This window comes from Aminivibrio sp., from assembly GCF_016756745.1.
Classification (GTDB): Bacteria; Synergistota; Synergistia; order Synergistales; family Aminobacteriaceae; genus Aminivibrio.
Map to the genome: position 1 here is coordinate 13329 of NZ_JAESIH010000044.1, position 26754 is coordinate 40082.

The 26754-nt window shown below is 48.4% G+C and carries 24 protein-coding genes, 1 tRNA gene and 1 pseudogene; 6 read left to right on the forward strand and 20 right to left on the reverse strand.

The features are described 5' to 3' along the window. The first annotated feature begins 6 nt into the window (after positions 1-6). On the forward strand, positions 7-1680 hold the full coding sequence (gene cls, locus JMJ95_RS05975; protein WP_290683604.1) for a cardiolipin synthase: 1674 nt from the start codon (positions 7-9) through the stop codon (positions 1678-1680). 738 nt (positions 1681-2418) lie between these two features. Here the strand turns inward: cls and JMJ95_RS05980 are convergent. From JMJ95_RS05980 to JMJ95_RS05990, 3 genes are all read right to left on the reverse strand, one after another. After that, on the reverse strand, positions 2419-2961 hold the full coding sequence (locus JMJ95_RS05980; RefSeq protein WP_290683606.1) for an ImmA/IrrE family metallo-endopeptidase: 543 nt from the start codon (positions 2959-2961) through the stop codon (positions 2419-2421). Beyond that, on the reverse strand, positions 2958-3317 hold the full coding sequence (locus JMJ95_RS05985; RefSeq protein ID WP_290683608.1) for a helix-turn-helix transcriptional regulator: 360 nt from the start codon (positions 3315-3317) through the stop codon (positions 2958-2960). Before JMJ95_RS05985 ends, JMJ95_RS05980 begins: the two co-directional genes overlap by 4 nt. 279 nt (positions 3318-3596) lie before the next feature. Then, entirely contained in the window at positions 3597-4094 is a 498-nt protein-coding gene (locus JMJ95_RS05990) for a hypothetical protein (protein ID WP_290683610.1), read from the reverse strand. A gap of 557 nt (positions 4095-4651) precedes the next feature. Here JMJ95_RS05990 and JMJ95_RS05995 point away from each other — a divergent pair. Beyond that, positions 4652-4924 (forward strand): hypothetical protein, encoded by a 273-nt coding sequence (locus JMJ95_RS05995; protein ID WP_290683612.1) that lies wholly within the window; start codon positions 4652-4654, stop codon positions 4922-4924. A 98-nt stretch (positions 4925-5022) separates the two neighbouring features. On the opposite strand, the gene istB is transcribed toward JMJ95_RS05995, so the two are convergent. Continuing rightward, the gene (istB, locus tag JMJ95_RS06000) at positions 5023-5772 is read right to left on the reverse strand and encodes an IS21-like element helper ATPase IstB (protein ID WP_290683614.1); all 750 of its coding nucleotides are present in this window, start codon (positions 5770-5772) and stop codon (positions 5023-5025) included. Further along, positions 5772-7325, reverse strand: coding sequence for an IS21 family transposase (istA, locus tag JMJ95_RS06005; RefSeq protein ID WP_290683616.1), 1554 nt, complete (start codon positions 7323-7325; stop codon positions 5772-5774). The genes istB and istA overlap by 1 nt, the downstream gene beginning before the upstream one ends. A gap of 71 nt (positions 7326-7396) precedes the next feature. Between istA and JMJ95_RS06010 the strand changes: the two genes are divergently transcribed. After that, positions 7397-7957, forward strand: a complete 561-nt coding sequence (locus JMJ95_RS06010; RefSeq protein ID WP_290683618.1) for a site-specific integrase — start codon at positions 7397-7399, stop codon at positions 7955-7957. A 157-nt stretch (positions 7958-8114) separates the two neighbouring features. Continuing rightward, positions 8115-8810: a hypothetical protein gene (locus JMJ95_RS06015; protein ID WP_290683620.1), complete on the forward strand. Its 696-nt coding sequence runs from the start codon at positions 8115-8117 to the stop codon at positions 8808-8810. Between the two features lie 113 nt (positions 8811-8923). Here the strand turns inward: JMJ95_RS06015 and JMJ95_RS06020 are convergent, their stop codons facing one another. The 5 genes from JMJ95_RS06020 to JMJ95_RS06040 all read right to left on the reverse strand — a co-directional run bounded on the left by JMJ95_RS06020 (position 8924) and on the right by JMJ95_RS06040 (position 13516). Then, positions 8924-9994, reverse strand: a complete 1071-nt coding sequence (locus JMJ95_RS06020; protein ID WP_290683622.1) for a hypothetical protein — start codon at positions 9992-9994, stop codon at positions 8924-8926. Positions 9995-10012: 18 nt separating this feature from the next. Further along, on the reverse strand, positions 10013-11239 hold the full coding sequence (locus JMJ95_RS06025; RefSeq protein WP_290683624.1) for a hypothetical protein: 1227 nt from the start codon (positions 11237-11239) through the stop codon (positions 10013-10015). A 146-nt stretch (positions 11240-11385) separates the two neighbouring features. Further along, positions 11386-11871: a hypothetical protein gene (locus JMJ95_RS06030; RefSeq protein WP_290683626.1), complete on the reverse strand. Its 486-nt coding sequence runs from the start codon at positions 11869-11871 to the stop codon at positions 11386-11388. Between the two features lie 225 nt (positions 11872-12096). After that, on the reverse strand, positions 12097-13185 hold the full coding sequence (locus JMJ95_RS06035) for a HigA family addiction module antitoxin (RefSeq protein WP_290683628.1): 1089 nt from the start codon (positions 13183-13185) through the stop codon (positions 12097-12099). Continuing rightward, complete coding sequence (locus JMJ95_RS06040; protein ID WP_290683630.1) at positions 13175-13516, reverse strand: hypothetical protein; 342 nt, start codon at positions 13514-13516, stop codon at positions 13175-13177. The genes JMJ95_RS06035 and JMJ95_RS06040 overlap by 11 nt, the downstream gene beginning before the upstream one ends. An 883-nt stretch (positions 13517-14399) precedes the next feature. Between JMJ95_RS06040 and JMJ95_RS06045 the strand changes: the two genes are divergently transcribed. Together JMJ95_RS06045 and JMJ95_RS06050 are read left to right on the forward strand one after the other, a co-directional pair. Then, positions 14400-14801: a hypothetical protein gene (locus tag JMJ95_RS06045; RefSeq protein WP_290683632.1), complete on the forward strand. Its 402-nt coding sequence runs from the start codon at positions 14400-14402 to the stop codon at positions 14799-14801. 116 nt (positions 14802-14917) lie between these two features. Beyond that, positions 14918-15856, forward strand: coding sequence for a hypothetical protein (locus JMJ95_RS06050; protein WP_290683634.1), 939 nt, complete (start codon positions 14918-14920; stop codon positions 15854-15856). Positions 15857-16548: 692 nt separating this feature from the next. Here the strand turns inward: JMJ95_RS06050 and JMJ95_RS06055 are convergent. The 10 genes and pseudogenes from JMJ95_RS06055 to JMJ95_RS06095 all read right to left on the reverse strand — a co-directional run bounded on the left by JMJ95_RS06055 (position 16549) and on the right by JMJ95_RS06095 (position 26739). Next, entirely contained in the window at positions 16549-17004 is a 456-nt protein-coding gene (locus JMJ95_RS06055) for a very short patch repair endonuclease (RefSeq protein WP_290683636.1), read from the reverse strand. A 24-nt stretch (positions 17005-17028) separates the two neighbouring features. After that, positions 17029-18228: a GIY-YIG nuclease family protein gene (locus tag JMJ95_RS06060; RefSeq protein ID WP_290683638.1), complete on the reverse strand. Its 1200-nt coding sequence runs from the start codon at positions 18226-18228 to the stop codon at positions 17029-17031. After that, a complete protein-coding gene (locus JMJ95_RS06065; protein WP_290683640.1) occupies positions 18221-20155 on the reverse strand; it encodes a DEAD/DEAH box helicase in 1935 nt (644 codons plus the stop codon). Before JMJ95_RS06065 ends, JMJ95_RS06060 begins: the two co-directional genes overlap by 8 nt. Before the next feature lie 5 nt (positions 20156-20160). Further along, a complete protein-coding gene (locus JMJ95_RS06070) occupies positions 20161-22836 on the reverse strand; it encodes a type IIL restriction-modification enzyme MmeI (RefSeq protein WP_290683642.1) in 2676 nt (891 codons plus the stop codon). Beyond that, the gene (locus JMJ95_RS06075; RefSeq protein WP_290683644.1) at positions 22833-23741 is read right to left on the reverse strand and encodes a DNA cytosine methyltransferase; all 909 of its coding nucleotides are present in this window, start codon (positions 23739-23741) and stop codon (positions 22833-22835) included. Before JMJ95_RS06075 ends, JMJ95_RS06070 begins: the two co-directional genes overlap by 4 nt. Positions 23742-23751: 10 nt before the next feature. Beyond that, on the reverse strand, positions 23752-24732 hold the full coding sequence (locus tag JMJ95_RS06080) for a DNA cytosine methyltransferase (protein WP_290683646.1): 981 nt from the start codon (positions 24730-24732) through the stop codon (positions 23752-23754). After that, the gene (locus JMJ95_RS06085) at positions 24716-24928 is read right to left on the reverse strand and encodes a helix-turn-helix transcriptional regulator (RefSeq protein WP_290683648.1); all 213 of its coding nucleotides are present in this window, start codon (positions 24926-24928) and stop codon (positions 24716-24718) included. Before JMJ95_RS06085 ends, JMJ95_RS06080 begins: the two co-directional genes overlap by 17 nt. Before the next feature lie 245 nt (positions 24929-25173). Further along, the gene (locus JMJ95_RS06090; protein WP_290683650.1) at positions 25174-26361 is read right to left on the reverse strand and encodes a hypothetical protein; all 1188 of its coding nucleotides are present in this window, start codon (positions 26359-26361) and stop codon (positions 25174-25176) included. A gap of 90 nt (positions 26362-26451) precedes the next feature. Then, positions 26452-26691 (reverse strand): annotated as a pseudogene (locus JMJ95_RS13925) (hypothetical protein); the annotation flags it as partial. After that, positions 26664-26739, reverse strand: a tRNA-Lys gene (locus JMJ95_RS06095). The gene JMJ95_RS06095 and the pseudogene JMJ95_RS13925, both read right to left, overlap by 28 nt. Between the last annotated feature and the right edge of the window lie 15 nt (positions 26740-26754).

Below are 26754 nucleotides of genomic sequence, written 5' to 3' on the forward strand. Positions count from 1 at the left end.
CCGTTTTTGGGAAGGCGTTTTCTTCCTCTCCCGAAAAGAGAAAGGCCCCGCATTTTTTCTTCCTGCTGCGGAACGAAAGAAGGGTGCGCTGCTCTGAAAAGATCAAAAGGAACAGGATTTCTTCTTTTATTTCTCTTCGGCTTCGCCACCGCATATTTTCTCTTTTCCAGGTGGGACGAGCTGACGGCGACGGGAAGGCTCTTCTTCAGCGACGGAGAATCCTTCGGCAGTGCATTCGGGTATTTTTTAAACAGACTTCCGGACCTGATCCGTGAATATTCTTCCGCCTTTCTGTGGGCCTACGCACTGTTTATAGCGGGAGTCATTTTCCTCGAGGAAAAAAACCCCGACAGGACCATAGCCTGGATTCTTGTGCTCATTCTTCTTCCCGTGCTCGGATTCGTACTCTATCTCTTTTTCGGCCCCGATATCCGGGGCCGGGGATATTTTCGCCGGCTGAAAAGAAAGAAGAGGCGCATCCGGCAGGAAGGAACGCCCCCTCCCGGCGGAAACAGAGGGAACGTCATCGGTACCCCGGAACGGAAAACGGCCCTGCTTCTTTCAAAGAGCGCCGGAGCCCTTCTTACAACGGGGAATTCCGTCAGAATGCTCCTCAACGGAGAGGAAACCTTCTCCGCCATAACGGACGCCCTCTCGCTGGCCGAAAAATACATCCACGTGGAGTATTACTCCATAGCCAACGACACTATCGGGAACACCATAAAGGACATCCTCATCAGGAAAGCCCGTGAGGGCGTCCGGGTCAACGTCATTTTCGACAGCGTTGGAAGCTGGGACCTCGGCGCCCGGTACATCGTTTCCCTGAAAAACGCGGGAGTCAGGGTCCACTCCTTTCTCCCCGTATCATTCCCAAGGCTCCGGAGAGAGCTCAACTTCAGAAACCACAGGAAAATCGTCGTGGTGGACGGCACCGTCGGATTCATGGGAGGTCTGAATATAGGAGACATGTACATTTCCGGCGATCCCGCCATCGGCTTCTGGAGAGACACCCACATCCGGCTGACCGGGCCGGCCGTTTCGTCCCTTGACGACATTTTTCGGGCAGACTGGGCTTTCTGTGACAAAAAACCCCTGGCGGAACTCACTCCCGCCGATTTTCCCCCTGCGGGAGAGGCCCCGGTACAGATTGTCGCAAGCGGCCCCGACAACAACTGGAAATCCATCCTGCAGGGCTATTTTTCCCTCATCACCAACGCCGGGAAATCCATATGGCTGTGCACTCCCTATTTCGTCCCCGGCGACTCTCTGGCGACAGCCCTCACCGTTGCCGCCATGAGCGGAGTCGACGTTCGGGTCATGATACCCCACAAAACGGACCATGCTCTCGTCTACTGGGCATCCCTCTCCCACGTAGAGGAACTCCTCAAGGCAGGAGTAAAAGTCTACCGGTACGAAAAGGGGTTCATTCACTCAAAAATCCTCATTGCTGATGGTTCCGCCGTCTCCGTGGGCACAGCGAACTTCGACGCCAGGAGTCTCGAGATCAATTTCGAAGTGCAGGCCTTCATTTATGACGCCTCCGTGGCCGGAGATTTTATCCGCGCCTATGAAAACGACCTGGAGGGAAGCTCCCAGTTCCGGCTCCATGAATGGCTCCGGCGCCCATTCAGGCAGAAAGTCCTGGAATCCGCAGGCCGCCTCTGGTCATCCCAGATCTGAAAGGAAACAGACAAAAAGGACCCGGAAAAAATCCGGGCCCTTCTCTCTATGGAAATCGTACTGCATATTTTCAATGGTGGACTGTGAGGGACACTCAACTGGATTGCATCTTGAGATAGAATATCACTGAATTATGGCTTTGACAAGAAAAATCCTTTGTACCAGTTTTGTACCAGTTTGTTCCATGAGAGGGAACGACACCAGTTAGAAGGAGACCATTAATCTAATCACATAGCCAAAAGAAAAGCCCCCTTCCAGGGGCCAAAGAAAAAATAAGGTCTAAGAAACAAATGTGCGGAAAAATATTGACACTACCTGAAAAAATGGAGATCCGCATTTTTTTGTGTTCTGTAAAAAAGAAAATGGGGCCTTTCGGCCCCAAATTACTATCCTCTTACGAGGAATGCCCAACACTCATGTCCGTAATCATGAGCATCCAGATAGCGCTGGGAGTTTTTTACCCTTCTGTAGCGGCAGAAAACCCATTTGAAACCACGTGGTGCTTTTTTACTAGAAGGCATGTGCAAGCCCCCTCTCTGGAGGGAGAGTGCTGCCTATCCGAAATTGGGGGGATGAGACGAAAACTGTGCAACTACGTAACATTACCGAGAACCAAAGGCCTGATTAATGTTATAATTCTTTTTCACGTAAGGTCCTTTGATTTTCAGTTCCCGCTTTTCGAACAGGACGGTAGCCCTTCCACTACCATCGCAGAGGCCTAAACAAGTTGCAGCTTGTTTAGACCTCTGCGCATTTTTTACTCAACGCTTTCAGTTGCGCTCTTGCGGCCGCAAAAGAAACGCCGAACTCTTCTTCAACCTCAAAGATTGTTTTTCTAGAAATCAAACGAATCGGTGCTAGTAATTCACCACCAAAAACATCGCTTTGCCATTCGGAATTCTCGTAGGTTTTTACAGATGTAGATTCAAATTGCTTTGCGAAAGAAACCGCAGGATGCATAAAGAGATGCCCCAGTTCGTGAGCTAACGTTGTTCGATCCATGCCGCATCCGGCAAGTGCACCTAAATATACGGATTCTTCTACCATGATGATGTGTTCGTTGGGAAAAGTTAGGGCACGAGCTTTCCCTTCCAGGCTACCATCCGGCTCTATATGGAGCTCGAAATCAGGTATCAATTCTTGAATGCGTTTTTCCAAAACATCCATGATAGGGAAGAACGGTTCAGTTTCGCTACAGAAGTATTTTCGTACCAAAGAGGCGATATACTCAATATCCCTTCGGCTCTTAGGTCGCACTCGATATCCCTTGTCCTTTGTCACTTCCGAGTTTCTCCTGATGCAAGCACGGAAATCAATCGTTTCTGTTCTTCACTGTTCATACTTGGAAAACGTTTTGCAAATGCTTCTACTAAATGGCGTTCTTGACTATTTTTCACACGTATACTTATTTCCCCGATTGAGTCGTGAGCCGCTTTTTCCAAATTTTTACTTTCCTCATTGTTGAGCTGATAGGCCTCACAGATTCGAACCACTAAGTTAGCCGGTGCCTTCTTTGACCCTGTTTCTACAGCAGACAAGAAGGCAGAACTCACCCCAATTTCTTCAGCCATATCTCTTAAATACAGATTCCGCTCAATCCGCAACATCCGGAGAGCTTTTCCCAGCGCCGTGAGCATGCTATCCCCTCCTTAACACAGGTTAAATGAAGGATAACAGAATGAATCTGTTTTGTCAACCTCCAATTAACCTGCGTGTTGCGAGGCTGTGGTAATGTCACCCTTGGAACGGGGCAGGGATCGCGCCCCCGGAGGGGGAATATCATTCGTAATTCTATACGGATGATGAGGCGCGATGTTTTCTTGAGCCTGAAAGAAGCGTCGAGGTCAGCGGTGTAGCAGCTGTAGAATCCCCTCCGATCGTTATTTTAAAAAAATAGGCTCCGACTTCATTTGTACTTAATGAACATCATCGTCGGAGTCCGCCACAGTCTCTGCTTCTTTCTGAGACACATTGCTGTCTACAGCTGAAGGAACAGGAGTTAGCTTGCTATTCATCCGAACGTCATCCGACGCGATCCCGAAGTGCAGCAGTCGCTCGTGGTGAAGGATCGAGAGCGCCTGGTCGAGGTCTTGTCTCAGGACTGCGTTTTCGCGGCGGATCGCTGTCATCTCGTTTTCATAGGACAGATCGGAAGCCGCGGCGAAGGAGTAGTAAATTAGGATGGCGGCCGTCACTCCGGCCAGGATGCTTTCGACAAGGAAAAGCCAAGCCCAGTATCGGACGAGGTACCTATGTGAAAAGAGGATAGCCTCCCCGATCCTTGTGTTTCTTGCCTGTTCGTCGTGCGTCATGAGCCATATAATCAAGAATGATTCCAGCAGGAGTATCGAGAAAAACAGAGTCACAGATAACAATAAAAAACCGGCCGCTCTGAAAAATGAGGCCTCGGGCATCTTCCCATAGATCCAGACGAGCCCGGAGAAGAGGAAACCGTATCCAAGGGTCAGGGAGAGGGTGTTTTGCCACGAGTACCTCTCGTTCTAATCCATTTTCTCACCTCCGGCGTCTGTCAACCGACTTGTCGCTTTTCCGGGGTTAAAGTTTCCCGTGCTCTTTCATCCTTCTCAGGATTGAGCCACACCACTTTCTCCTCCTCCAGGTTTCTCACCGGACGGGTATTCCATCGTTCCGGGAATTTTCGCTTCGCTTCTTCAAACACCTGCTTCCTCGCCGCCAGAATCGCCGCAGAATTTCCCTGTACTGCGTTGTCGTTGGATAACCTCCCTGATTCGAATTCGCACGCAATAATCCAGCATGCGTTCGAATTGTAGGGATAACGGCTCTCAGGGGGGAGAAGGGCCAGCTCTCTCCAGGGGGATTCGCCGGCTCTATTTCAGGACACAAGTGGCTCTGCTTTTGGAGACAGGCGGCCCTTTCACAGTGCAATAATCAGCTGTCTCTCTTCTTCTCCCGCCACCCCGACGCCCTGGACCACCCCAGGGAGCGGACCATGGAATTCCTGTCGGGATACGAGAATCCGTCATCCTACAATATCCGCTTCCAGAATCTCAAGGTGTTTTGGGACTGGACCGCGAGGGAAGGATATTTCCGGGGTGACCGCCATCCCCTGGACGGACTGAAGAAGCGCAGGCCGCGCGGAAGGATCGTCCAGCTAGAGGAAAAAGAAGTCCATGCCCTGCTCCAACAGCCGGACAAAAACACCTACGCCGGATTCCGTGATTACTGCCTCCTGCTTCTTCAGATTGGATATTACGGTCTCTGAGAGCCACTGTTCCGATTCTGACGGAGCCATCTCTCCGGCGGAATTGAGCCGGTATTCCGGAGAGGGGGCCACCCTCCCCGGAAAGAGAAGATTCGTTTCTACCCGGCAGCCGCCAGGCCCTTCTTCTTTCTCATCGACTCTTTGCCCTGGATCCGGATCATGTGCGCGTTGTGGACTATCCTGTCCAGGATGGCATCGGCGACGACTCCTTCACCGATCTTCGAGTGCCATCCTTCAGGAGTGAACTGGGAGCTGAAGATGGTGGACGATACCCCGAGCCTCCGCTCCACTATTTCCAGCAGGTCTCTCGCCTCCGTGGGGTTCAGGGGAAACAGAAGCCATTCGTCCAGGATCAGCAGGCGAATCCTTCTGTACCCTTCGAGGACGTCTTCAAACACTCCCATGCCGCGGGCTACGGCGAGTTCGTTCAGCAGCTCGGGGAGGCGGATGTACCGGACGGAGTAGAATCGTCTGCAGGCGGCCACTCCAAGGGCACAGGAGAGGAAGGACTTCCCGCACCCCGAGGCTCCGATGAGTATTACATTCTGGCCGCTGTCGATATAGGAGCACGACGCCAGCCGCGTTATCTGTCCCCTGTCCAGCCTGCGGTCGTCGTGGTATTCGATGTTCTCCACGCAGGCGCCGCTGTCGTGAAAATCCGCCTTGCGTATCAGGTTCTCGACACGGGTGCTCCGCCGCCGCGCCCACTCGGAATCCACCATCATACCGAACCGTTCCTCGAATCCGAGGGAGCCGAAGGAGGGGTCCTCCATCTGCCTTCTGTAGTTTTCCGCCATGGCGTGAAGGCGAAGTTCATGGAGCTTGTTCAGCGTCGTCATGTCCAGCATTATTTCTTTCCCCCGTAGTACTCGGCACCTCTGACCAGTCCGTAGCTTTCACTGTCTTTGTCCTGCCGTGCCGTTTCCGGGACGGCAGGGGATGTCTTCACTCTGTCCTGTCCGGTGGTCAGGATGGTCTTGACGTTCCTGTACCCCGGCCGGGGGGTGTAGAGCAGCGCCTTTTCACAGGCGGCTTCCAGTCTTTCGAAGGAGCAGGTGTCCCCGAGCCTGACGAGGCCGTAGCAGCTTCTGTAGCTTTGCTGCTCGACTGCGTGGGCGGAGAGGATTCCCCGCATGACGACCGCTGTGTGGGGTCCCACGTCTTCGGCCCACGAGACGAAGCGGCTGCCGTCCCAGAGACTGTACTTCCTGTGCTCCGGCGGCATGTGGGACGGTACGGTGGAGCACTGGCCGGGACGGCCCCTCAGCCGGGTGTGGGAGCATACCCTCTGGCCGTCGAAGAAGATTTCCACGACGTTCCGGGTCAGCCGGATCTCCATTTCGTGGCCGATGTATTCGTACGGGACGCTGTAGAGCATCTTTTCGACAGAGACATGGTACGACTTGTCCGCTACGGCCTTCTTCCACGAAGAGAGCTCGTAGGGGATTTCCGGCAGGGGCAGAAGAGCTACCTTCTCCTCTGCGAGAAAGGCGTCGAGCCTGCTGCCTTCCTTTTTCTGGAAGGGTTTGGCGTTGAACCGCTCGAGCTTCTCGGCTATTCCTTCGTTCAGTTCACGGATACTGAAGAACACCCGGTCCCGGAGCGCCGCCAGGATCCACGTGGTGACGATTCCGACCGTTCCTTCGGCATTCGGCTTGTCCCGGGGTTTCCTGACCCTTGCCGGAATGACCGCCGTGCCGTAGTGTTCCGCCAGTTCTCGGTAGACCCGGTTGATGACGGGGTCGTACCTGTCCGCCCTGGTGATTCCGGTCTTGAGGTTGTCGGGAACCAGGATGCGGGGCACGCCGCCGAAGTACCGGAACATGTTCACGTGCGCGGTCAGCCAGCTCTCCTGGTCCTGGTCGGAGAAGGCCTCCACGTACGCATACCGGCTGCTGGAGAGTACACTGACGAATACCGGCGCTTCCATTCGCTCTCCCGTATCCGGGTCAAGCCAGAGGGCCTTCTGCCCCGCCCAGTCCACTTCGGCGCTTTCTCCCGGTCTGCGGACCAGTCTCATGGTGGCTTCCGCGCTCTGCGCGTATTTCTGGTAGCACAGGCAGAACTGGGAGTACATGAGGGGAATGTCGCCGTTTGTTCGGCACTTCTCGCAGTACTCCTGCCACAGGAGCGTGAGCGTCACACCGCTTTTGCCCATTTCCCTGTGGATGTACTCGCAGTCAGGCCTGGTGCGGGAAAACGGCGCCGGAACACCGGGGAAAAAGAGGTCCCGGAGGTCTCCGTTGGTCTTTTCCTCGGCACTCTGCCACGTCATCCCGTGTTCCCGAGCCTTGCCGAGCACTCTCGCCACGGTGTTGCGCGAGCAGCCGCAGCTTTTCGCGGTGTCTCTGCCGCTTATTCCCTGATGGTTCAGCCGAAGTATCTCCCGATAGTCTGTCATGACTACCTCCTGTAGATGGATTCACGTCCAAGATGCAACGTGTTCATCCATCTTATGAGAAGGTTCTGAATATGGCTCTCCCGTCGGAACGCCGGCTCAGTTTGGTCGGAACACCGGCTCCACTTCATCGGAACGGTGGCTCAATTTACTCCGGTGTACCCATTCAGATTGATACAGGCATTCGTCCGGGGGAAGCCCTGCAGCTCGTGTCCGATGATTTCCACCGCGAGAAGGGGGAAGTGGTTGTGCGCGCCGAAGTCGCCAAGACCCGGACGCCGAGGATTCTTCCCCTTGCGGCTCCCACCGTGGCGGCAATAGGGAAACTGCTGACCCACCGGCCCGACTCCTGGACCGATGCCCCGATCTTCGCCACGGAGACAGGGACCAGGCTTCAAGTAATGTCCTGGACGCGGCGAGTATCGAAATACGGCAAGCGGTGCGGTCTGGACATAACCGCCTATTCCCTGCGCCACGCAGCCGCCCTGCTCCTTCTCCGCAAGGGAGCGGATGCCTTCACCGTACAGAACATCCTAGGGCACAGCACCATGACCATGACGCAGCGCGGGTGGCTCAATTTAGGCGCGTTTTGCATGTTAATTAATAATTTGTTTTCTGCTCCACTCCGCAGGTAAATTAAAGGCAGGTTCTAAAAATTTAGGGGAGGTGTGGTGCGTCAGAGATTAAGCGGTCATTTTTTTGCGCAAATATCTAAATCTTCGAAGACAGGGAGATTCCGCAATATGCAGTATCACTGCATAAATCATATGAAACAGACAAAAGGAGAAAATAATGAAGAAAATATATGATTATTTTAAAAGAGTGGCAGAAGATTATGATACTGAAAACGACGATTATGCTTATCCAGTATGTATGGAATGCGCTGGCGATGAGTCCGAATTGGTCCAGCTAATGGTTGTGCTCTTTCGTGAAGTATTAACCTATGAACGAGATTTTTCCGAGTGGTCAACAAAAGAGTTTTTTTTACCTCCGGACGTTGTTATTGCAAATGAGATCCAGTTTCGACTTGACCATGGTTTTTCAGGAGACGTCGACTATTCCGCATCGGGGGTATGGGAATCGCCTCTCATGGAATGGCGCAAGAATACAGACGACTTATTCACGGAACCATTTGGTGTTGAGGCCTACCTGAGAGACCACGGTCCGGATGGTCCGGTACTCACTGTAACGTTCTTCGTTTATAACAACTATCGCCCATGGGTTGAGTATATAGCAGAGGCGTTCCCTTCCCTTCGTATCGATTATTATGACTTTCTATATTTATCCAATTTATTCGCTCCAAAGGGTGAGCAAATGATGCTAAAAGAGTCGTATAGGCATGGTAAATTAGCAGAAAAGAAACTAATAGAAGAAGAATCCGAACTTGAAGAAATTAAAAAATGCATTCCCGCATTTAATGTTATCGAATATACGCCAGAGGAACGCAAAATATTTTTTGCCCAATTTATTGATTCCCTATCTTTGTAAAACATGCCGGGAGATTTGTCTCCCGGCATGTTTCTATTCCATTTTTCCACCAGACCGTATATATCGCCCTCTTTCCTTGCTTTCCCTGTCATCGCACAGCCTCCTGCAGTTTTCTATAGAATCTCTATATCCATAAGACCAGAAGATCTATTTTCCCTGTAGTTATCCCGTATTGACTGGATGTATTGTTTATACGTATCCGGATACTCCAGCTGAAAAAAAATTTCTGCCGCGTGGATCTTTTCATCGTCATACTCGTTCAGGAGCAGCCATACTATGGCCACCGATTCGTCCTCAGGGAATTTATCTGCCTCTGCGAAAGTGACCCTCAAAGGTTTTGTTTCCCCCTGTACCTCCAGGACAATTTCATTTCCGTCAGCATCCCTTGCCCCCATCAGCTCAACAGTCAGCAGATTCATAGGGAATCCCCTGATGTAACCAGGGTCATTTTCCAGAAAGGCCTGCAGTACCGGACAAGGGGGCTTATTGGGATCAAACTTCGCCACATAAGTAAGTATGTCAGTATCATATTTGTATGCATCAGGGAGGACCCTCTGCAAAAAAGCGGCGGAAATCAGGATGAAATTCGATTCTTCATCCTGATACGAATGCATCAGCCGCTCTTTCGTGAGCACTTCATCGAAAAAAACTTTCCCCAGGTGTTTGTTGCAATAAATGAGATAGCGCAGTATATTCGGATCTAAATCAATTAATTCACCTGCCTCCGGAGGAAATACCCCTGCCTCAGCCATCAGCAGTGCGACTGATTTTCCCCTACTTTCTTTCGCAAGCAGGATATCCCGAGAGAACAGATGGAAAGGAATTTCTTTTCTCTCATCTTCTTCCAAATAATTAGATTTACTTACCAGAAAATGCGCAAAGGTATCTCCGTAATCATCTTTGTCATCTGCTGATGCCTTTCTGTTCCAGGAGAGCATTTCCGGCGATATCTGCACGGATGTTTTGTTGGTGATGAATTCCGTTAAACTGCCATCCGCCCGCTCAAGACGAAAGCTGTTCACATCATCAGGCAGACAAAGGAATATACACTCCTCATCATCATAGTCGTCCACGACTGTCTGATTTAAAACAGTATTGCGGTCTCCTGTAAATACAGGAGAAGCATAGAAGGAATGCCCGTAATTATGACGAACCACCAGGCCATAGATTTTTTTCTCTCTCATTCTGTAGTCTCCTGCCTCCTAAAGTATGGAAGGTCCTGTAAAACCTGCCTGACCTGAGCATTTTTCTCTGTAGGCATCCCGTATTGACTGGATAATTCCCTCATACTGATCCGGATATTCCAGCTGGTAAAAAAGTTCCGCCGCGCGGACCTTTTCGTCGTCTTCACTGACGAAGGTGAGCCATAGTATCGCCTCCGGCTCATTCTCGGGAAATCTCCCCGCATCCACGAGAGCGTCTCTCAGGGATATAGTCCCGTATTCCCGCCTCGATTTTATGTACATATTGATTTCTGTCTTCAGCAGTTTGGGAATCATCGAGCAGGCCGGGAATCTCTTTGTATAATCCGGAATGTCGGACATAAGGATTCCCAATATTGATAATCCCTTCGTTACCATTAGAATATCCGGATCATACCGTAATCGCTCCGGGAGCCTTTTGTTTAGAGCCGCTATGACGGCAAGGTTGGCTCCCTGCAATACATCGTCAACATTGCAATTTATAAGTCGCTCCTTCGTCAGGATTCTATCCTCGAGATCACTGTAATCCCTGTAATAACTTTCATCATCACAATCATCAGTAATTCTGTCGTAAAAAAGAAGGTAATAAGGCACCATCGGATCGGTATCTATATTCTCGTCATTCAGCATCTCCGGCGGAAAGGTTTTGTTGGCTGCCATCACTACAGCAACCGAGCATCCGGCACTGCCCTTAAGTGCGAGAATCTCCGGGGAAAAAAGATGGAAAGGAATTTTTTTACGTTTTTTCTCACAGACGAAAAGAGCTGTTTCAGCGATGAAGTGGGCGAAGGTCTCCCCGTCTTTTGGACGGCAATCAAATTCACGGTGGGTAAAAAAGAACCCTTTACCCCCCTTCTGTCTCCAAAGAAGGTTCTCCCGGTTTATTTTTACCGATGTATCGTTGGTGATCAGCTTTTTCCAGTCACCTTCCACAGGTTCGAGCCGGAAGCCTTTTTTATCGTCCGGCAGACAAAGAAAGATTTCAGCTTCATCGTTTTTCTTGGCTTGCTCAATAACAGCGTCGTGGTTTCCGTCAAAAGAGGAAGAAGTATAAAAATGGCAGTGGCTCGGCCAGATTTTAACCACCAGGCCGTATATCTGACCGACGGCAGCCGCACCTTCTGCGGGATGGACAGATAGCACAACCGATGCTTTCCCGGTTGTTGTCAGTCGCCCGGAATCCTCATCAACCGATGAAGATTCTGTTTCCGCTGTCTTTCCCATCATCCCCAAACCTCCGGTTGGAACTTACAGTATGTCCCCAGGCTCCAGAAATAAACATTCGTTTTTAAAGTAATTCAAGTGAACTTCCCGTATTGCCTGAACATCCTCCCTGGACAGCTTAGGAAACTCGATTTCGTAATAAAGCTCCGCTACCCGTCGTTTTTGATCATCTTTTTTTTAAGCCAGAAGATCGCTGTTATCTCGTCTTTGGGATACTTGTCACTCGCTACGAGAACACCCTTGAGGGGTTCCTTGTTTCCGTTCCAGTTTATTTTCGTGTTCATCAGATCTTCCAGTTGTTCTTCCGTCATGGATTCCACCGGGAAGTTCCTTACAAAGTCGGGCTTGTTTGCTATAATAGCGTTCAGTAGCGTATCACCATGACTGCTGTATTTTCCCAGTATTTCCGGCTCATACGTATATTCTTCCGGAAGAGTCCCATCCGCGACGGTCCAATAAGCAAGATCGTCCCCCCATCCGTTGACGGAATTTATCAGCCGTTCCCTCGTGAGAAAATTTCTGACAATATATTCTTTATGATCCTCGTCACCATAGGTATAGGACAGTATCCGTCCGTCAGGGTCGATATCAATAGCTTTCTCATTTATCATCTCCAGAGAGAAGACGCCTTCCACTTTTCATCCCCATTGTTTTAATTCACTATTTTTGTTCGAGCTACCTTTCCCCTGGTGTTCATGAATGCCCGCATAGGAGACAGGGGATGAGGATTTTATTGCTTCCGATAAAACCTCCCGGCAATCCAATGGTGCCAAATACCATGTTGCCGACGATCGCTTTTTCCTGGGACATACTCTTTTGTGTTTGAAGTGAGTATGAGGTGTTTTCCCTTCCGCTCAGTTTTATAAGGGAAATTCAAGTTTAAGTCGGTAGAGAGCGATTTCATTCCAACCTATACGTTTTTCTTTGGCAAGTCGTCCCCAAACGATACCTGGATGAATTTGAATTTCCTCAGAAAAAGCTTCTACGGCTTGATAGGAAAAGTTGTTTTTCCGAAGGAAGGAATCGAAAGGAGCCGGAGGAATCAGGGCATCCCTAGCGTACTCGTCTGCTTCGTCTTCTAGCCTGCATTGACCAGGGGATTGAGAGTACGAAATAAAGGGTTCGCTTTTTTGATGTCCTTTGATGATATGCCCCAATTCGTGGAAGAAAGAGAACCAAAAAATATCCGCGTACGCATTTCGTAAAGATAACGAAACGAGAGCTTTCTTTGGAGAGAGCCACCTCACTGCTCCATTGATGGGGGCACCTTTTATGTGCGGGATGAAGGAGACCGCTATTCCGCATTTGGCACATATGGTAGTTATTTTTTCCCAAAATCCCTTGTGGCATAGGGAGAGCGCCCGAAGATCGGGGATGGCGGCGCGAAGTCTGTCAAGGGAGAAGGGTGCGGTTTTAATATCAACCGCCATCCGTTCACCCTGTCGCAGCCATGCCATGATCGCAAAGAAAGATGTTTTGGAGTATTCTTTGAGTCTAAAGTTTGCGGCATAAGGGAGGGACTGTATGTTCTCCAGGGATGCGACCCCAAAGAAGCTGCGCAGGGCTTCGACCTTTTTCCCCTTTTCGCGTGTCGGGACTACCCATCCGTGTCTGCTCATGTCGGCATAACAAAGGAATTCACTCGCGATACTGTGTTCAAGAGCTATCCTTTTCTGATTTTCCAGCCGGGCTAAATCCGTGCGATAATTCGCTTCCATGGTTGTCCAAAAGTTAGCGCTTATTCCAAGCACAGTGTCCAGTTTGATTGCCGTTTCTGCAGTGATGGGTGCTTTCCCCTTGATTATTTCATTGATGGTTTTAGGAGCCATGCCCATACGATCAGCAAATTCCTTTTGGGTCATGTCAAGATACTCTAGAGTTTCTTGCAATGTACTTCCCGGAGGGACAGCATAATCACTTTTCCCAGCGGGTACTTTTCTAATCGCCATGGTAATCTGTCACCTCCATAATGATGATTTTCGTTACGGCACTCCAGTCGAGTCCTCCTGTTGGAAGAAGTGAGATAGGTGTGTGATCCGGCACGAAAACAAGACGCATATTATCAGTCAGGTCCACAGCTAAACTTCCTTTCCTGTTACCTTTCAGTTCATGGCAACGTGCCGGCGGAAGTTTGCTAATGACTTGCAGAGAAGAAGCGGCTTCGAATTCTTTCAATCGCTGACGGATTTTCCCCGCCAATTTCGAGCCAAACGCCTTATTCCCCAACGATTCTTTATTACACTGCTTTTCTAGCTTCTTCGTTGAGTAGTATATAATCAACAGTCATCCTCCGTCAACGTTTGATTTACGTATTACGTTAATCAAATTTACTGTTATTCGCCGGGATTGATGTAAGGCGGAAAAATTCTTATCGAATCAACAAAACACCGGCAGAAAAAAATTTTTCATGCAGTTTTCTTCCATTGTCATTCATTCGGTGTCGACAAAAAGTCCCTCAGTTTTTTCGGCGGGGAATATTATCGATTGATTATTCGCCAATTTAACCGGGGGCAAAAAATGTTCTGAACGTTCGTTGTACCAAAATGATTTTGGCGCTTACTAATTACCTGTTGGTACACCTGGATCAAACAAGAAAAAACAGAACGCTGAGTTTTTTTGACCGTGGCTTCTTCTCTCGGAAAGGTCGGGGAACGGGACCTCGTTTACTGTTGCCGGTTCTCGAAATTAGGTGGGAGACTCTCTGCTCTCTTCGAAAAGTATAACTCAATATCAGAAAATTAGGAGGGTTAGCCTTAACAGGGTTAGTCTTTGGAATGTCCCATAAATCTGCATTTCCATTTGCACGTATCCCAAAAGAAATTTGGATTTTTTATGATTAGGGGCTTTTCTAGCTGTAAAACTAACGACTGATGTGCCAGCCTGTTTCGGTTTCATACTCTCCTTCTCCAGCCGATTTTTGAAGAACACACGCCTTTCGGTGTCTGTCAACCCACTTGTCGCTTTTCCGGGGTTAAAGTTTCCCGCGCTCTTTCATCCTTCTCAGGATTGAGCCAGACCACTTTCTCCTCCTCCAGGTTCCTCACCGGACCGGGGCTTTCGCCATTTTAAGCTCCCTGATTTTATTCCCGTGTTTTTGTTTTCATACCATGCACACCGCTATGGTAATTGCGTATACCAAAATTTCTCTTTGGAGGCGGTCAGCGTGGGCAGCAAAAAAGTCCGTATAGTAATCACCGGAGACAGCAAGATGAAGGCCCTGGAAGAAGCAAGGAAATGGGTTCTGCAGCTTGAAAAGGAAGTACTGGAGCAACGGCGCAACTGCAGGACACGGGGTCTGATCCTTCTCGGAACCGTTCTTCTCGGCGCTATTTCCGACGAGGATGTGAAGTTCCAGATTTACGAACAGTTCATTGAAATCGACGCCCTGCAGAAAAGCAAAAATTCAACGGTGGAGTCGAAAAAGGCGGCAAAGGAAAAGGCAGGAAAAACTGTCATTGGTCTGGCGAAAGCGCTTTCGGAAAAACTGAAAAAAGAGGCGGCGCCTGCCGGCCAGGATGCCTCTCAGGGCGGCACGGTTCCCCCGTCAGAGACAAATCAATCATAATCATGTGGAAACCCTACGTGAGGTTTTCGTCCTTCTGCTCCGGGATGCGGGCGGTACAGTCGGCACCCGCTCATGCTTCATACCTCACGAGGGAAAAGGAGTGCCTTCTCTGGAGTATGGAAAGCAGAAATAGAGAAATATCCGACCGCAGGGAAGCCGCCAGTCGATGGAAAGAAATAGCAAAAATGGAAACCGGGCTCTCCCCTCTCGACACTCCTGCGGGGAGAGCCCGGTCGGATGCGTGCGTCCAGGTGCGCCTGTTTCTGCCCCTGCCAAATCTGGTCTTCGACGGAATGACGAAAGCCGAAACTAGGGATGCACTCACTGCCCTCGTCCGGAAACTGGAGCTGGATTCCACGGATGTGATGTGGTCTCTCCACAAAGGAGTGCCGGGTGGTTCCGAAAAATATCAACGGGACCAGAATCTCCACCTTCATATTTCCTACCGTCCAAGAAACGATGAAGGACACAAACACAGGATTTCCATCCGCAGAGAGGTGATTTCCCTGCGGGAGGCCCTGGGAGGGTGGCTCCAGGAGAGAGGGTTCCCAATCGACTGGAAGTCCGTCACACAACCCGGAAAACGGCGGCATATTTCCCCGGAGAAAATCGCCATGGCCGAACGGGGGGAACTCCTCCACTCTCCGAAAGAGCAACTCCAGGCGGACCTGACCCTGGCAAAACGGTTTGTGGCGAAGCTGACCCGGGAAGAAGCGCGGCGAATTCTTCTTGAACTCCTTCGCTCGGAAGAAGCCGCCTTTTCCCGGCTTGAAGAAGAAATGGCGTCGCAGGGCTGGTCGATTTCAAGAACCCGGAGGGGAAAACGGGATACCTGGATTCTGAAGGACGAGTCCGGAAAAGAGCTCGCTCTTCGCAGAATCCTGAACTGCAAGGAAGATGAAGTTCATCGTCTTTTTATGGCCCTTCAAGCAAGAGACGCAGAGAAAGCCCCTTCAAAAGAGCCCTCCGGAATGCTTCAGCAGCAGTCAGAAGAAAGGGCTGAACCGGATAAGAACGGATCGGAAGAGACCACTCCAGAAATCTCACGAAATTAAACCGGCGGCCGTTTCCGTGGCAATTGCCGGCAAATAGAGAATGCCCGTTTCCCACCCCTGAAACAACCCCGCAAGCATTTCCGTTGTCTCTAAAATTCTCCCCCGCTCTTCCCCGAACCGCAAAGCGAAATGAAAGGCCTTGCAGGGAGTCCTGCCTGCGTTCCGATCACCTTTTTCGCCGCGCAGCTCGTGTGTTCCTTGAAGTCCACTGATCTTTTCCCGTGATTCGCTTTTCGTTGTTTGCCCCTGCAAGGCTCAAGGGTGCGTTGGCTGGCGCCAACACTCCCTTTCGGCAGGGGGCCTTCGCCCCCTTGCATCCCCCAAAAGCAAAGGCGGAAAGGTGGGTCAGTCTTTCTCTTCCGGGGTCGCTCCGTTGTCCAGAGCCCATTCAAGAAGCCAGCGGATCGCCTGCGCCCGGGATTGGAACCGATGTTCGAAACGGAAATCGTCGGGTCTTTCCAGAAATTCTTGGTCATAAACAAAATTTTCCAATGGCTTGTTCCCTGGCCCATTCAAAATTGCAAAACCTACCTTGTACAAGACAGGTTTTGCGGTTAGTGCGGTTGGTTTTATGGATGTTTATTTTGTGGTGAGGGTAAAAAGATAAAACCAGACTCTTTCATCATATTTTCAATTCGTTTCCTATGGGCATTTCGTATCAATAGGCACACTAAATATATAGAACGCCAAAATCAATCCGCTAAGGCAGTATTTCTCCGTAAATATTGGTGGTGATAATTTGTCCATAGTGATGCGAGTTTTTTATTCAGGATGGCACTGTTCTTTTTTTTCAGTTCGCACTCCCAAATACGCAACACCGTCCATCTCCTGGCTTTAAACATCTCGGTGACAGCTTTATCACGGGCAATATTTCGCTCTCGCTTCGCCATCCAAAATTCTTCGTTTTGTTTCGGACGTGTATTCCGGCAATCGTGCCCGTGCCAGAAACATCCGTCTACGAAGACAACTATTCGCTCTTTTAAGAATACAAAATCGGGATGTCCCTTCGCTGGGTAGTTGCGTCTCCAACCCTTTATGCCTTTCGAACGGAAGACTTCAATCAATTTCAGTTCCGTGGACTTATTGTATTTGGAGCGCACCTTGCTCATAATTGCCGACCGCGTACCCTTATCAAAAACGTCGGGCATACAAAACACCTCAATCGAATTAATCTATATCTTTATAATCATCCCCAAATCTGGGTTATAACGGTAATGCTCAATCTCTTTCTTTACAATAAGGCTAATCGCCTCCTCTAAAGCGGGCAGCGGTACGACAAACCACTCTCTCGGATAGTGCATTTTTCCCTGATCATCTATTATTTCGAAAAAAATATTACACTGTTCGAAAAATCGGTGGATGTTCGCCTCAAGGTAAGAAACATCCAAATTGAAACAACGAACGGAAAGGATTACTTCCACTCCACTCATTAGATACGTTGGATTATTTTCGGCATTTTTTATTCGGCTGGTAATATCCCCAGTACAGTAGCCTATTTTGTAGAGGTTGCGAATACCGCGGACTTCCTGTGAATGACTTAAGCTCCGCAACACATAAATGTATCCATTTTGGACATCATTCGGTTCGATTTTTGGAGTCCCGTCATCAATCATTTGAAGGTCACTGATACCAAAGCCATCGATACGCATCGCGTTAACGAGAGAACGGAACAGCATGGTGGACTCTGTGCCGTTGTCAAATATACAGCGCGTTCTTCCGTCTCTCCTGCGGTAGACTTCTCCTTGATAGGTTTTCTCGGTCAGCTCCGTTTTATCTGTTTCCAAGTAGAATGTCACTCCGCGCAACACGAAATATCGTCCCTCAATCAAGTCTTCTTGACCGTTGAATACAAGTAATTTTCGACGTCCGCTTGAAAGGTCTTTTTGTATACGCTTGAACGCGTCTTCGTACATATCGAAGTCTTTACAGACCTTACGCCTCGCGATATAGTCGGGGCGCAGTCTGTCGGATGGTTTGACGTGAGATAAATTGAAGATGCTGTTTCCTTCCTCTTCGGACGCAAGTAAATCGAGCGGGTCTTCCTTAATAAGGTCTTCCAGCGATATCGTCTTGGTTTCCTCTGACTGAAGCAGATTATACATATCGTACGACAATAAAACCTTGACCTTTTTGGGGTCGGATTTTATTGCTGATAGCCTTGAGGCAAGCATGAACTCTCTGATATCACTACCATCAGAATTAGGCAGACGCTGGTTATCCTCATAGAATTGGGATATTTCTTGAAACTGATCTATGAGTCGCCAATCTTCTTCTCGACGGTACTGTTTCGGAATCTCAGGGACGTTTAGCAGTCCAAGAGTATCGCTTTCTATTATCTCGTCCAGCTTCGATTGGCGTGCCTTTTCATCCATTTTGTTGAACTCGATTCAGTTGTCTGATATAGGCTAAAGCCTCAGCCAGGCGGCGCTCGAGTGGATCAAACGCATCCAGCGATGGTTCACGCCTCATTGACTTTACAAACTCGTTTATCTTCGGCCACAGGAAGAAGGCTTCATCGTCCGTCATACTCACCTTGAATGCGGTTATGCAATCCTGAATCGATTTCAACACCTTCGGAGTAATCGACTTGGAGAGCACTTCGAAAGCCTGTTGGAACGGATTTATCGAATCGATAAGATCAATGTTCAATTCTTCGATGTTGATAAACTTGCCACTCATATTGATGAAGCGGCGGTCTCCAACTTGGCTTAAGGACGTGTGGCGTATGACCATATCCGTTACCAAATGCTGACGGACTTCTTCGACCTCGTCACCCGAAAGATCTGGATATTTGGTCATAATGATTTTAGGTATCATAACTTTATTTACAACGCCCGGATCAATTTCTCCGCTGACAGATTTTATTACGTCTGGATCTTGGAGTATATTTGCCTTTAATTCAGTCAAGTCCGACTCGATGATATTCTTAACCTGTGGGGTAGACGGCTCGCGCAAACCGCCGACGCTTATAGTACGAGCGTCGTTACCACTTTTATCCTCATCCGGTTTCTTGGGTTTGAAATTAAAGTTAGGCGCAAGAACCTGCTCCATAAGCAATGACGCCGTTATCGCTTTCAGCATATTGTTGACCGATTCCACAACTTCCTCGTTGTCGGCGTCAGGCTCCGCTATAAGGTTGGTAAACTGCGAGTGGGTCTTGTTCGCGCTGTCCCTCGTGCAACGCCCGATTATTTGAATAATTTCTGTTAAAGAACCACGGTATCCGACAGTCAATGCATGTTCGCAAAAAGGCCAGTCGAAACCCTCCTTCGCCATACCAAGAGCGATAATTAAATCCACATCATCCAAGTTCTTAATACCGCGAAGGTACTCGACCACCTTTTCCCGCTCGGAACCGTCGTTAACCAAGTCCGCGACTTTAATTTTCTTTCCGTCTGACCGTCTCTTGACGTGGACAATGTTCGTTTTGGGGTCAACAAATTCTACATCACCAACGGCATCGATAATTGTATCGACTTCAATGTATTTATCCTTTGTCGATTCGCCGGAAGTTACACTCGGTATATGAAGAATAGTTTTCTGGTTTGTATCCAAAACTTCCATTATCGCCGAGGTGTATTTCCCTGCATAGAAGTGAAAACCAATGCCCAAAGATTTTAGAAACGTATATCCGTTAAGCTGTTCGTAGTAGTTATAGGTCACCTTGAAAAACTTCGCCTCGTCCACACCCGTAAGGACTGGTATGCCGTCACCGCGAAAATAAGAGCCGGTCATCGCCAGGATATGGACGTTCCCTTGAACCATGAAAGCTCGCACCAGTTCGCCCAACTTGCTTTCATAGTCTGCGGAGACGTGATGGAACTCGTCGACCGCTACCAAGCAATTCTTGAACTTTTCCTCACCCGCTCTATCAAAGGCAAACCGAAGCGTGGCATGGGTGCAGAGCAAGATGGTATCTTCCTCTGAATCGAGAAAACTTAAAAAGGTGTTCACCTTGCTATCGTTTGTTTCAGCACCGGGAACACAGAGGTTGTATTTGTCCGAAAGCGTCCAATCACTGTGGAAGCCATTTGTAGTCAAGTTTGTCGACAAAAACGACTTGCCGATCGCTCTTTCTGGTACGGCTACAATCACCTTTTTAACCTGACCAGTATTCAGCTTATCCAAAGCGATGAACATCAACGCCCTTGACTTTCCCGACGCCGGCGGGGCTTTTATAAGAAGATATTGGGCGTTACGAGCGGTGTATGCACGAGCTTGCATTTCACGCATGCCCAAAGCATCGACTTGTGTGCTTTTTCCCGTGGCCTCATAGTTGATTTTTACAATGTTCTCCATATCTATTAACCTCTCAGTTGAGTGTATAAATCAAACAAAACTTCTAATCGCTCCTTATCGGAAACAAAAGGTGCGTCACGATAACAGCTGTCTATGACCAAATCCAAGAGGTGATGCGCGAAACGCAGATCGGGGGGCATATCTCCAGGGTCATACAATTGAGCGAATGTAAGTCCGGGAAACTTCTCCCTCGCCTCAATCACGTCGAAAACTCTCCGCGTTATTTCGGTTTTCCGCGCTTCGCTAACGTCAGGGAAGGGGAAAGTGTTGTACCCTAACTCCGAGGAATATCTGATCCGCGTCTCTAAAGCTCCACATACAGTCCTAATCCAGACGTTATGCATCTTCGAAGCGATGACGCCAAATATCCACGGCTCGCAGTCATAAATCAAAAAAGCAAGGTTTGTGACCACGACGTTCTTATCGACGAAGCCAATGGGAATGTACTCTCGATTCTCCGAGGAAACCGACGGAATGACGAGAGAATTTTTTGTAGTTTCACGATTTTCACGGAACCTATGCGGATGAGCAGCGTGAGCGCGGGCAGAGTTGTCGGAACTGGCAAGCCGTCTCCGCCGCACACATTCTATTCGTTCCGTAATATACGGTATGTCCTTAGCCTCCTCTAAGTCTTCATCGTGTATCCAGAAACACCAACGCTCGATTCCGTTTATGAATTCGTCAGCCCCTACTATTTTCTTAAGAAACTTCCGTACTCCCGGTTCACGGGACACAAGATCTACCTTTTCTTCATGGTTTAGAAAATAATCGCTCCAATAGAGGGGCATATTACCCTTTACCATCTTCGGTATTTGACTTATCGGCAAACGTTTTCTTTCCACGATGGTCTCCCCTGCAGTCAGGTATGGGCTGATGTTATTTGGCGAGTATACGGTAGTCGGTGTATATAACTCGCAAGGTTTGTGAGTTGTTATAGGAGTGACGCCAATAATCACCACTGTTACCGCCGTTCGGTTTCGAGCGTCGTTCTTCCATTTGAAAGACGTATGGGCAAAACTAATGCGAACGCCTTTCTCAAAAAGCTTCGGCCATAGTAATTGCACCTGCTGGCCTTGCGTGAGGGAATTTGTGGTCACAAAAGCGAATCCCCCCCCGTGAGCGCAGATGTACTTTGTTGCGAGCATAAACCAACAGGCGACATAATCAAGGTCCGATATTTTGGTGTATCCTGCGAAAACGTGACGAAGGTCGCCTTTCTGCGCTTGGTTTTGTTTCCGCGCACCTATATAAGGTGGATTGCCGATCAGATATGTTTCGTCTTTTCCCCCGCATACCGTTTCCCAATCAATCCGAGTGGCGTTACCCGTCACTATGTTGTTCGAGAAAAGTGAATTTACAGCCTCGCCAAAAACGGATTTGATATCTGGACTCTTTCTTGCTTCCTGACATACAACAAACACGAATCCCAAACGAGCGATGGCGCAGGAAAAAGGGTCATCATCGATCCCGTAAAAGTTGCCTAATGGAATAAGCGAGAACGTACCTTGGGAGTGAAAATTATGGTCTGAAGGCAATGAGGATGACTGACACCCCAAAACTGCCGCCTTGTCGGTAGTTTTTATCGTATCGATAATTTTGCCCGCTAGTTTATTCAACTCCTTATATGCCGTGAGCAGAAAATTTCCGGCGCCACATGACGGGTCGAATACGGAAATGAGTCGAACGCGTTTTAGCAATGTGGCACACTCTTCGCGGCTCGCCTTCACACGGTCGAATGCACGGTACAAATCTTCCATAAACAAGGGGCCAATTACCTTTTGAATATTGGCGGTGGAAGTATAGTTGCCGCCTGAGCTTCTAGAATCGGGACGGATTATGGATTGGATTAGAGCACCAAGAATCTCGGCGGTAATTTCAGACCAGTCCAGACCCAATAAATCAAGCATAAGGTTTCTTGCTGCTTGGTTAAAATCCAATAGGGGGGAAGCATTACTGAACAAGCGGGCATCAATATATCTCACATTGGAGAAGTATCCGGGCAGACCAATAGGCGATTTTGATTTCATCGCCTCAAATAAATAACAAAAGAAAGTACTGGTGTCCGAACCCGACACATCCGTATAGTTCGCTAACAAAGGTCGCAGACCTCCGTTCGTCAGGACGCCAATGCTGTCTGCAAAGCAACAAAACAAAAAGCGACAAAGAAACTCGGCGATTTCATCACTGTGATTGTGATTTTCCAAACTCAGTGCGTTATATAGTTCAGCGAACTTCACGGCGGTTTTTATGTCCGCCGACCTCATCTCGTCATTCGCCGTTTCAGGCATAATACCCAATAACGGAAAAAAGAACTCGATGTATCTAAAGAGTTCGACCTTGCTTGTCTCCAGTACATCGCCGGAATCTCGTTCATAAGCAAGCAGATCGGTCTCGTTTACAATAATGATAAAAGCTTCCCTAATCTTTGATAGGTCGTTCTTTTTCAAGATATTGAATTCCGAGTTCAAATTTTCTGCAATCGAAGCCAGAAAAAAAATATTGCCGTTTCCTTGAATACGTACCCCTTGATTGACACTGTTTTTCGTTTCGACTTCCAGGCGGGCAAACGTAGCCTTCGGGAAATTAAACGCGGAAAGGAACCCCTCCAAGAAGGCGTTGTTGTCGGCAATATATCCTAATTCCTTAACATCGCTTTGGACTTTATCGTAATCTATCGTCATTCGCCCTTCTCGCTTTTCCGCTGCGAATACTCGACGATCTGCCGTGCCACAAACTCTGCCAACTTTACGGGCACGGCATTCCCGATAGCCTGCTCAACATCGGTTTTCTTTCCCTTAAGAATGAATTTCTCCGGAAAGGTCTGAATATAGCTGCGCTCCTTCGTAGTTAATTCACGAACTCCTCCATCGCCTACATCGGCTTTGTCACCATGATGTTTTTTGTAGTTTTGAGGGATCGGTCTATTTACGCCTCTAATTGTCGCGCTAGGTTCGTTGACGCTAAATACGGCTCTTCGATTGTAGCTACGTGGATGCATATAGTAAAAATCTGTTTGGAGCATGTCTCCCAAATAGTCTCGCACCGTCATCGGGTTCTTAGATTGTGCCGTGTCCAACATCACTCCAAGAAAATCATCTTTCGCACCCAACAAACCGATCATAAAGAACCGTCTGCGAGCTTGCGGCACTCCGCAGTGGCTTGCGTTCAATACTCGAATTGTGAGGCCGTACCCCGCCTCCTTAAAAATGATTTGTGCTTTCGGCAGTATTGGCATACGTTCTATATTGTACACGTTTTCCATAACAAACCATGTCGGTCTGATTTCTTTTACGATCTTCGCAAATCGGATGGTAAGATTGGCCCGTTCGCCCATATTCCTACTTGCAGCTATGGAAAAGTCCTGGCAAGGCGGACCGCCAATTATCAAATCCGGGTTGAACATTTTGATACGGTCAATCACGCTTTCTGAGTTTAAGTCATAATCATAAACAGGGTGTTTAAAGTTATCACTGTAGATATTGATTGCCGGTTTCCAATTATCAAACGCAGCGATAATGTCAAATCCCGCATTCATAAACCCCAGAGACATGCCTCCACAACCGCAAAACAAATCCACAGTCTTCATTAGACCTTCCTCATTCCCCCCGCGTCTTATCGTATGCGATGATGGCGAGGCCAATGTGTTCCGCCAGTTTCACGGGAACCGCGTTTCCAATCATCTGGTTTAAATTTGATTTTGTTCCTTCAAATACAAAGGTCTTTGGGAAAGTCTGGACGTAGCTTCTCTCAAGTATCGTTAATGCTCTAACCTTGGGGCCTATCTCGACGGGGTCTGATGGATGCCCCTTATATCCGCTCGGAATGGGTCTATCAACTCCTCTTATTGTCTGACAAGGTTCGTAAATACTGAAAACCCCTCGTCGGTTATAGCTTCTCGGAACGCGGAAGTAACACTCTACCCCAAGGCTGTCTCCCAAATAGTCAAACATCGTCATGGGTTTCTCGGCCAAATTTGCTTCCAGGTATTTCTGGAGGAATCCATCAGCGGCTCCAAGACAACCAACCAGTACATAGCGCTTACGAGATTGCGGAACTCCGCACAGGCTAGCGTCCAATATCATTGACGTCAATCCATACCCAGTTTTAGAAAACCTTTCGAGAATTTTGCCGAGGATTTCGCTTTTCGTGATTTCCGGCACATTCTCCATTACGAAATATTCCGGCATAACTCTTGTGATAATATCGCAGTAGGTAGCGGTCAAAACCGCTCGCCCCAAGTTCACATTGCGGTGACCAGCCGATGAGAAGTCTTGACAAGGGGGACCGCCAATGATGATATTTGGTGACAACCCTTTAATTTTGGCTTGTGTGGTTTCGTCAGTTAAGTCTTCCTGGTAGATTGGATGATTAAAGTTTTTTCGATACACATCCACGGCCGGTTTCCAATTATCAAACGCAGCGATAACGTCAAATCCCGCATTCATAAAACCCAGAGACATGCCTCCACAACCACTGAATAAGTCAACCGTCTTGAATCTCTTTATTGGTAGTTCGCTTTTCTTTCCATCGTACTCTCGATTATACGATTCTGATAGTGAGTTATTTCTTTGTTTCATTTTCCATCTCCATAATGTCACAAACATCACAATGCAAAGCTGAGCATATTTTTTGAAGCATCTTGGTATTTACGTTTTCATTGCGTCCCAACTTGGCTACCGAAGACGAACTTATTCCGGAAATCTTCTGAAGGTCCTTCTTTCTCATCTTCTTATCAATTAGTAACTTCCACAGCTTGTTGTAGTTAATGGTCATTTTGCTACCTCCAGTAACCTATATCTTCATGTAGAAGAGCAAGTATTGAGAGTTTATCAAATAAATAATTTGAGTTCAAATAATTAAATGCTTGAACTCCCGTTTTGTCCTTGAGCTTCGAATTTGCTAGATGCAAAACCAATTTATAACCGGATTATTCACGGCCTCAAATAGAGTATGACCTTCCCCGGAATTGGCGGACACTAATGAAAGCGCGTCAATTTCGGGGAAGACCAGTTCATCTTTTAAAAGAAGGTCACTTTTTTCAATACCGGAAGCATCATATCGGGGGGATAATCATCCGTAATGTAATGCCTCGCCATTACAGCAAGCGTTGATGATGGAATTCCCTGTACCTCAACTCTTCGCCCGCTGATGCGCGCCGCAATTCTTTTCTCGTGGTCGGATAGCGGGAGTAAGCTGACTTTAGTTTCCCAGGTGTGGCGTAAATCCGATAGAGCAAGTCCGCTAACCTTGATTTCCGGGAAACACGATTCGCGGAACCAGCGAGATACACTCTGTGCACAGCCGTTAACGGGATGCCAGCCAACATCAAAGAGCCGGTGAGGATGGTTGCAGCATTGTCCGGCAGACAAGCGTGATTTCCTGTCCATGCAATATTCCAGGAAACCCTGTTCTAACACAAATGGGTGGACAGGAATCAAACGTTTGGATTCCCGGTTTTTGACGCTTTTCTCGAACCCCTCCGTGATCGATATGCAGGGGATTTTTTCGTAAATAAGTATATCGTCATGATGCAGCTGTGCGGCTTCTCCGACACGGCAACCCTGGAAAAGGCACATCAGAAACATCCAGTATCGCCACCTCAGGTCACTGCCCTTCCAGCTATCATTGAATGCCTTAAACTGACTTATATGTTTTGTTACTGATCTGATTTGGTCAACAGAAAAGGATTTGCCCTGCTTTTTCGCCGAGGCTTTCTTTCCGGGGAAAATCGAAAATATCTTTTCCAGGTGCTGTGTATTGTATTCAAATGTATCCAGCCAGGAGAAAAACTGAGATACCCACATGATCTTGTTTCTCTTGGTCTTATCAGCGAGTTGCGATTGCTTCAGCCAATCGGCATAAACAGCAACATCAGTACGAGTTATTTCCTTCACCGGTCGTGAACCATGATTTCCCATGACGTTCAGAAACTCTCTGAGTATTCCTGCCATGTTTTTGAGCGCGCTCGGCCCCTTGTTCCCAGGAGGAGACTGAAGATACTCCTCGACGGTTTCCCCGAGTGTCTTCTGCCTTTCATTTTCTTTATTAAAAACTTTTGCAATGGCTTCCATTACGGCTTTTCTGGCAGGATTAATATTTTCCGGGGGGTCGCGATAAAGTGTACCGGCAAGGGTATCCCAAGATTCGGTGACCATGTGGACCAAAACTTCTTCATTTCTCTTTTGCCTGTCATTTCGGGTCTTCAAGGCAAAAGCCTCCTCCAAGGACATGATAGCCACGCGTTGAAGCTTCGGCAGCATTTGAGAAAATAAGTCTGCAGAGCAGAGCGAGAATTTAATCTCACGGCATTTGTAGCGATGGCGAAGCGACTGGGGAACCCCCCGGCGATAGTAGATTTTATTGTTGCGTCGGACGATATGAGGTAGAGAAATAAGCAAAAGGAACACTCCCTGGTGTACCAATTTTGTACCAGTAAGTGTCCCTTTATATTTTGAAGCAATCTCGTAAAGGCTTGCAATCACTAATCCTATACGGTTGCTAAAATTTCTGGTGGACTGTGAGGGACTCGAACCCACGACCCGCTGATTAAGAGTCAGCTGCTCTACCAACTGAGCTAACAGTCCATATTTTGTGTGCTG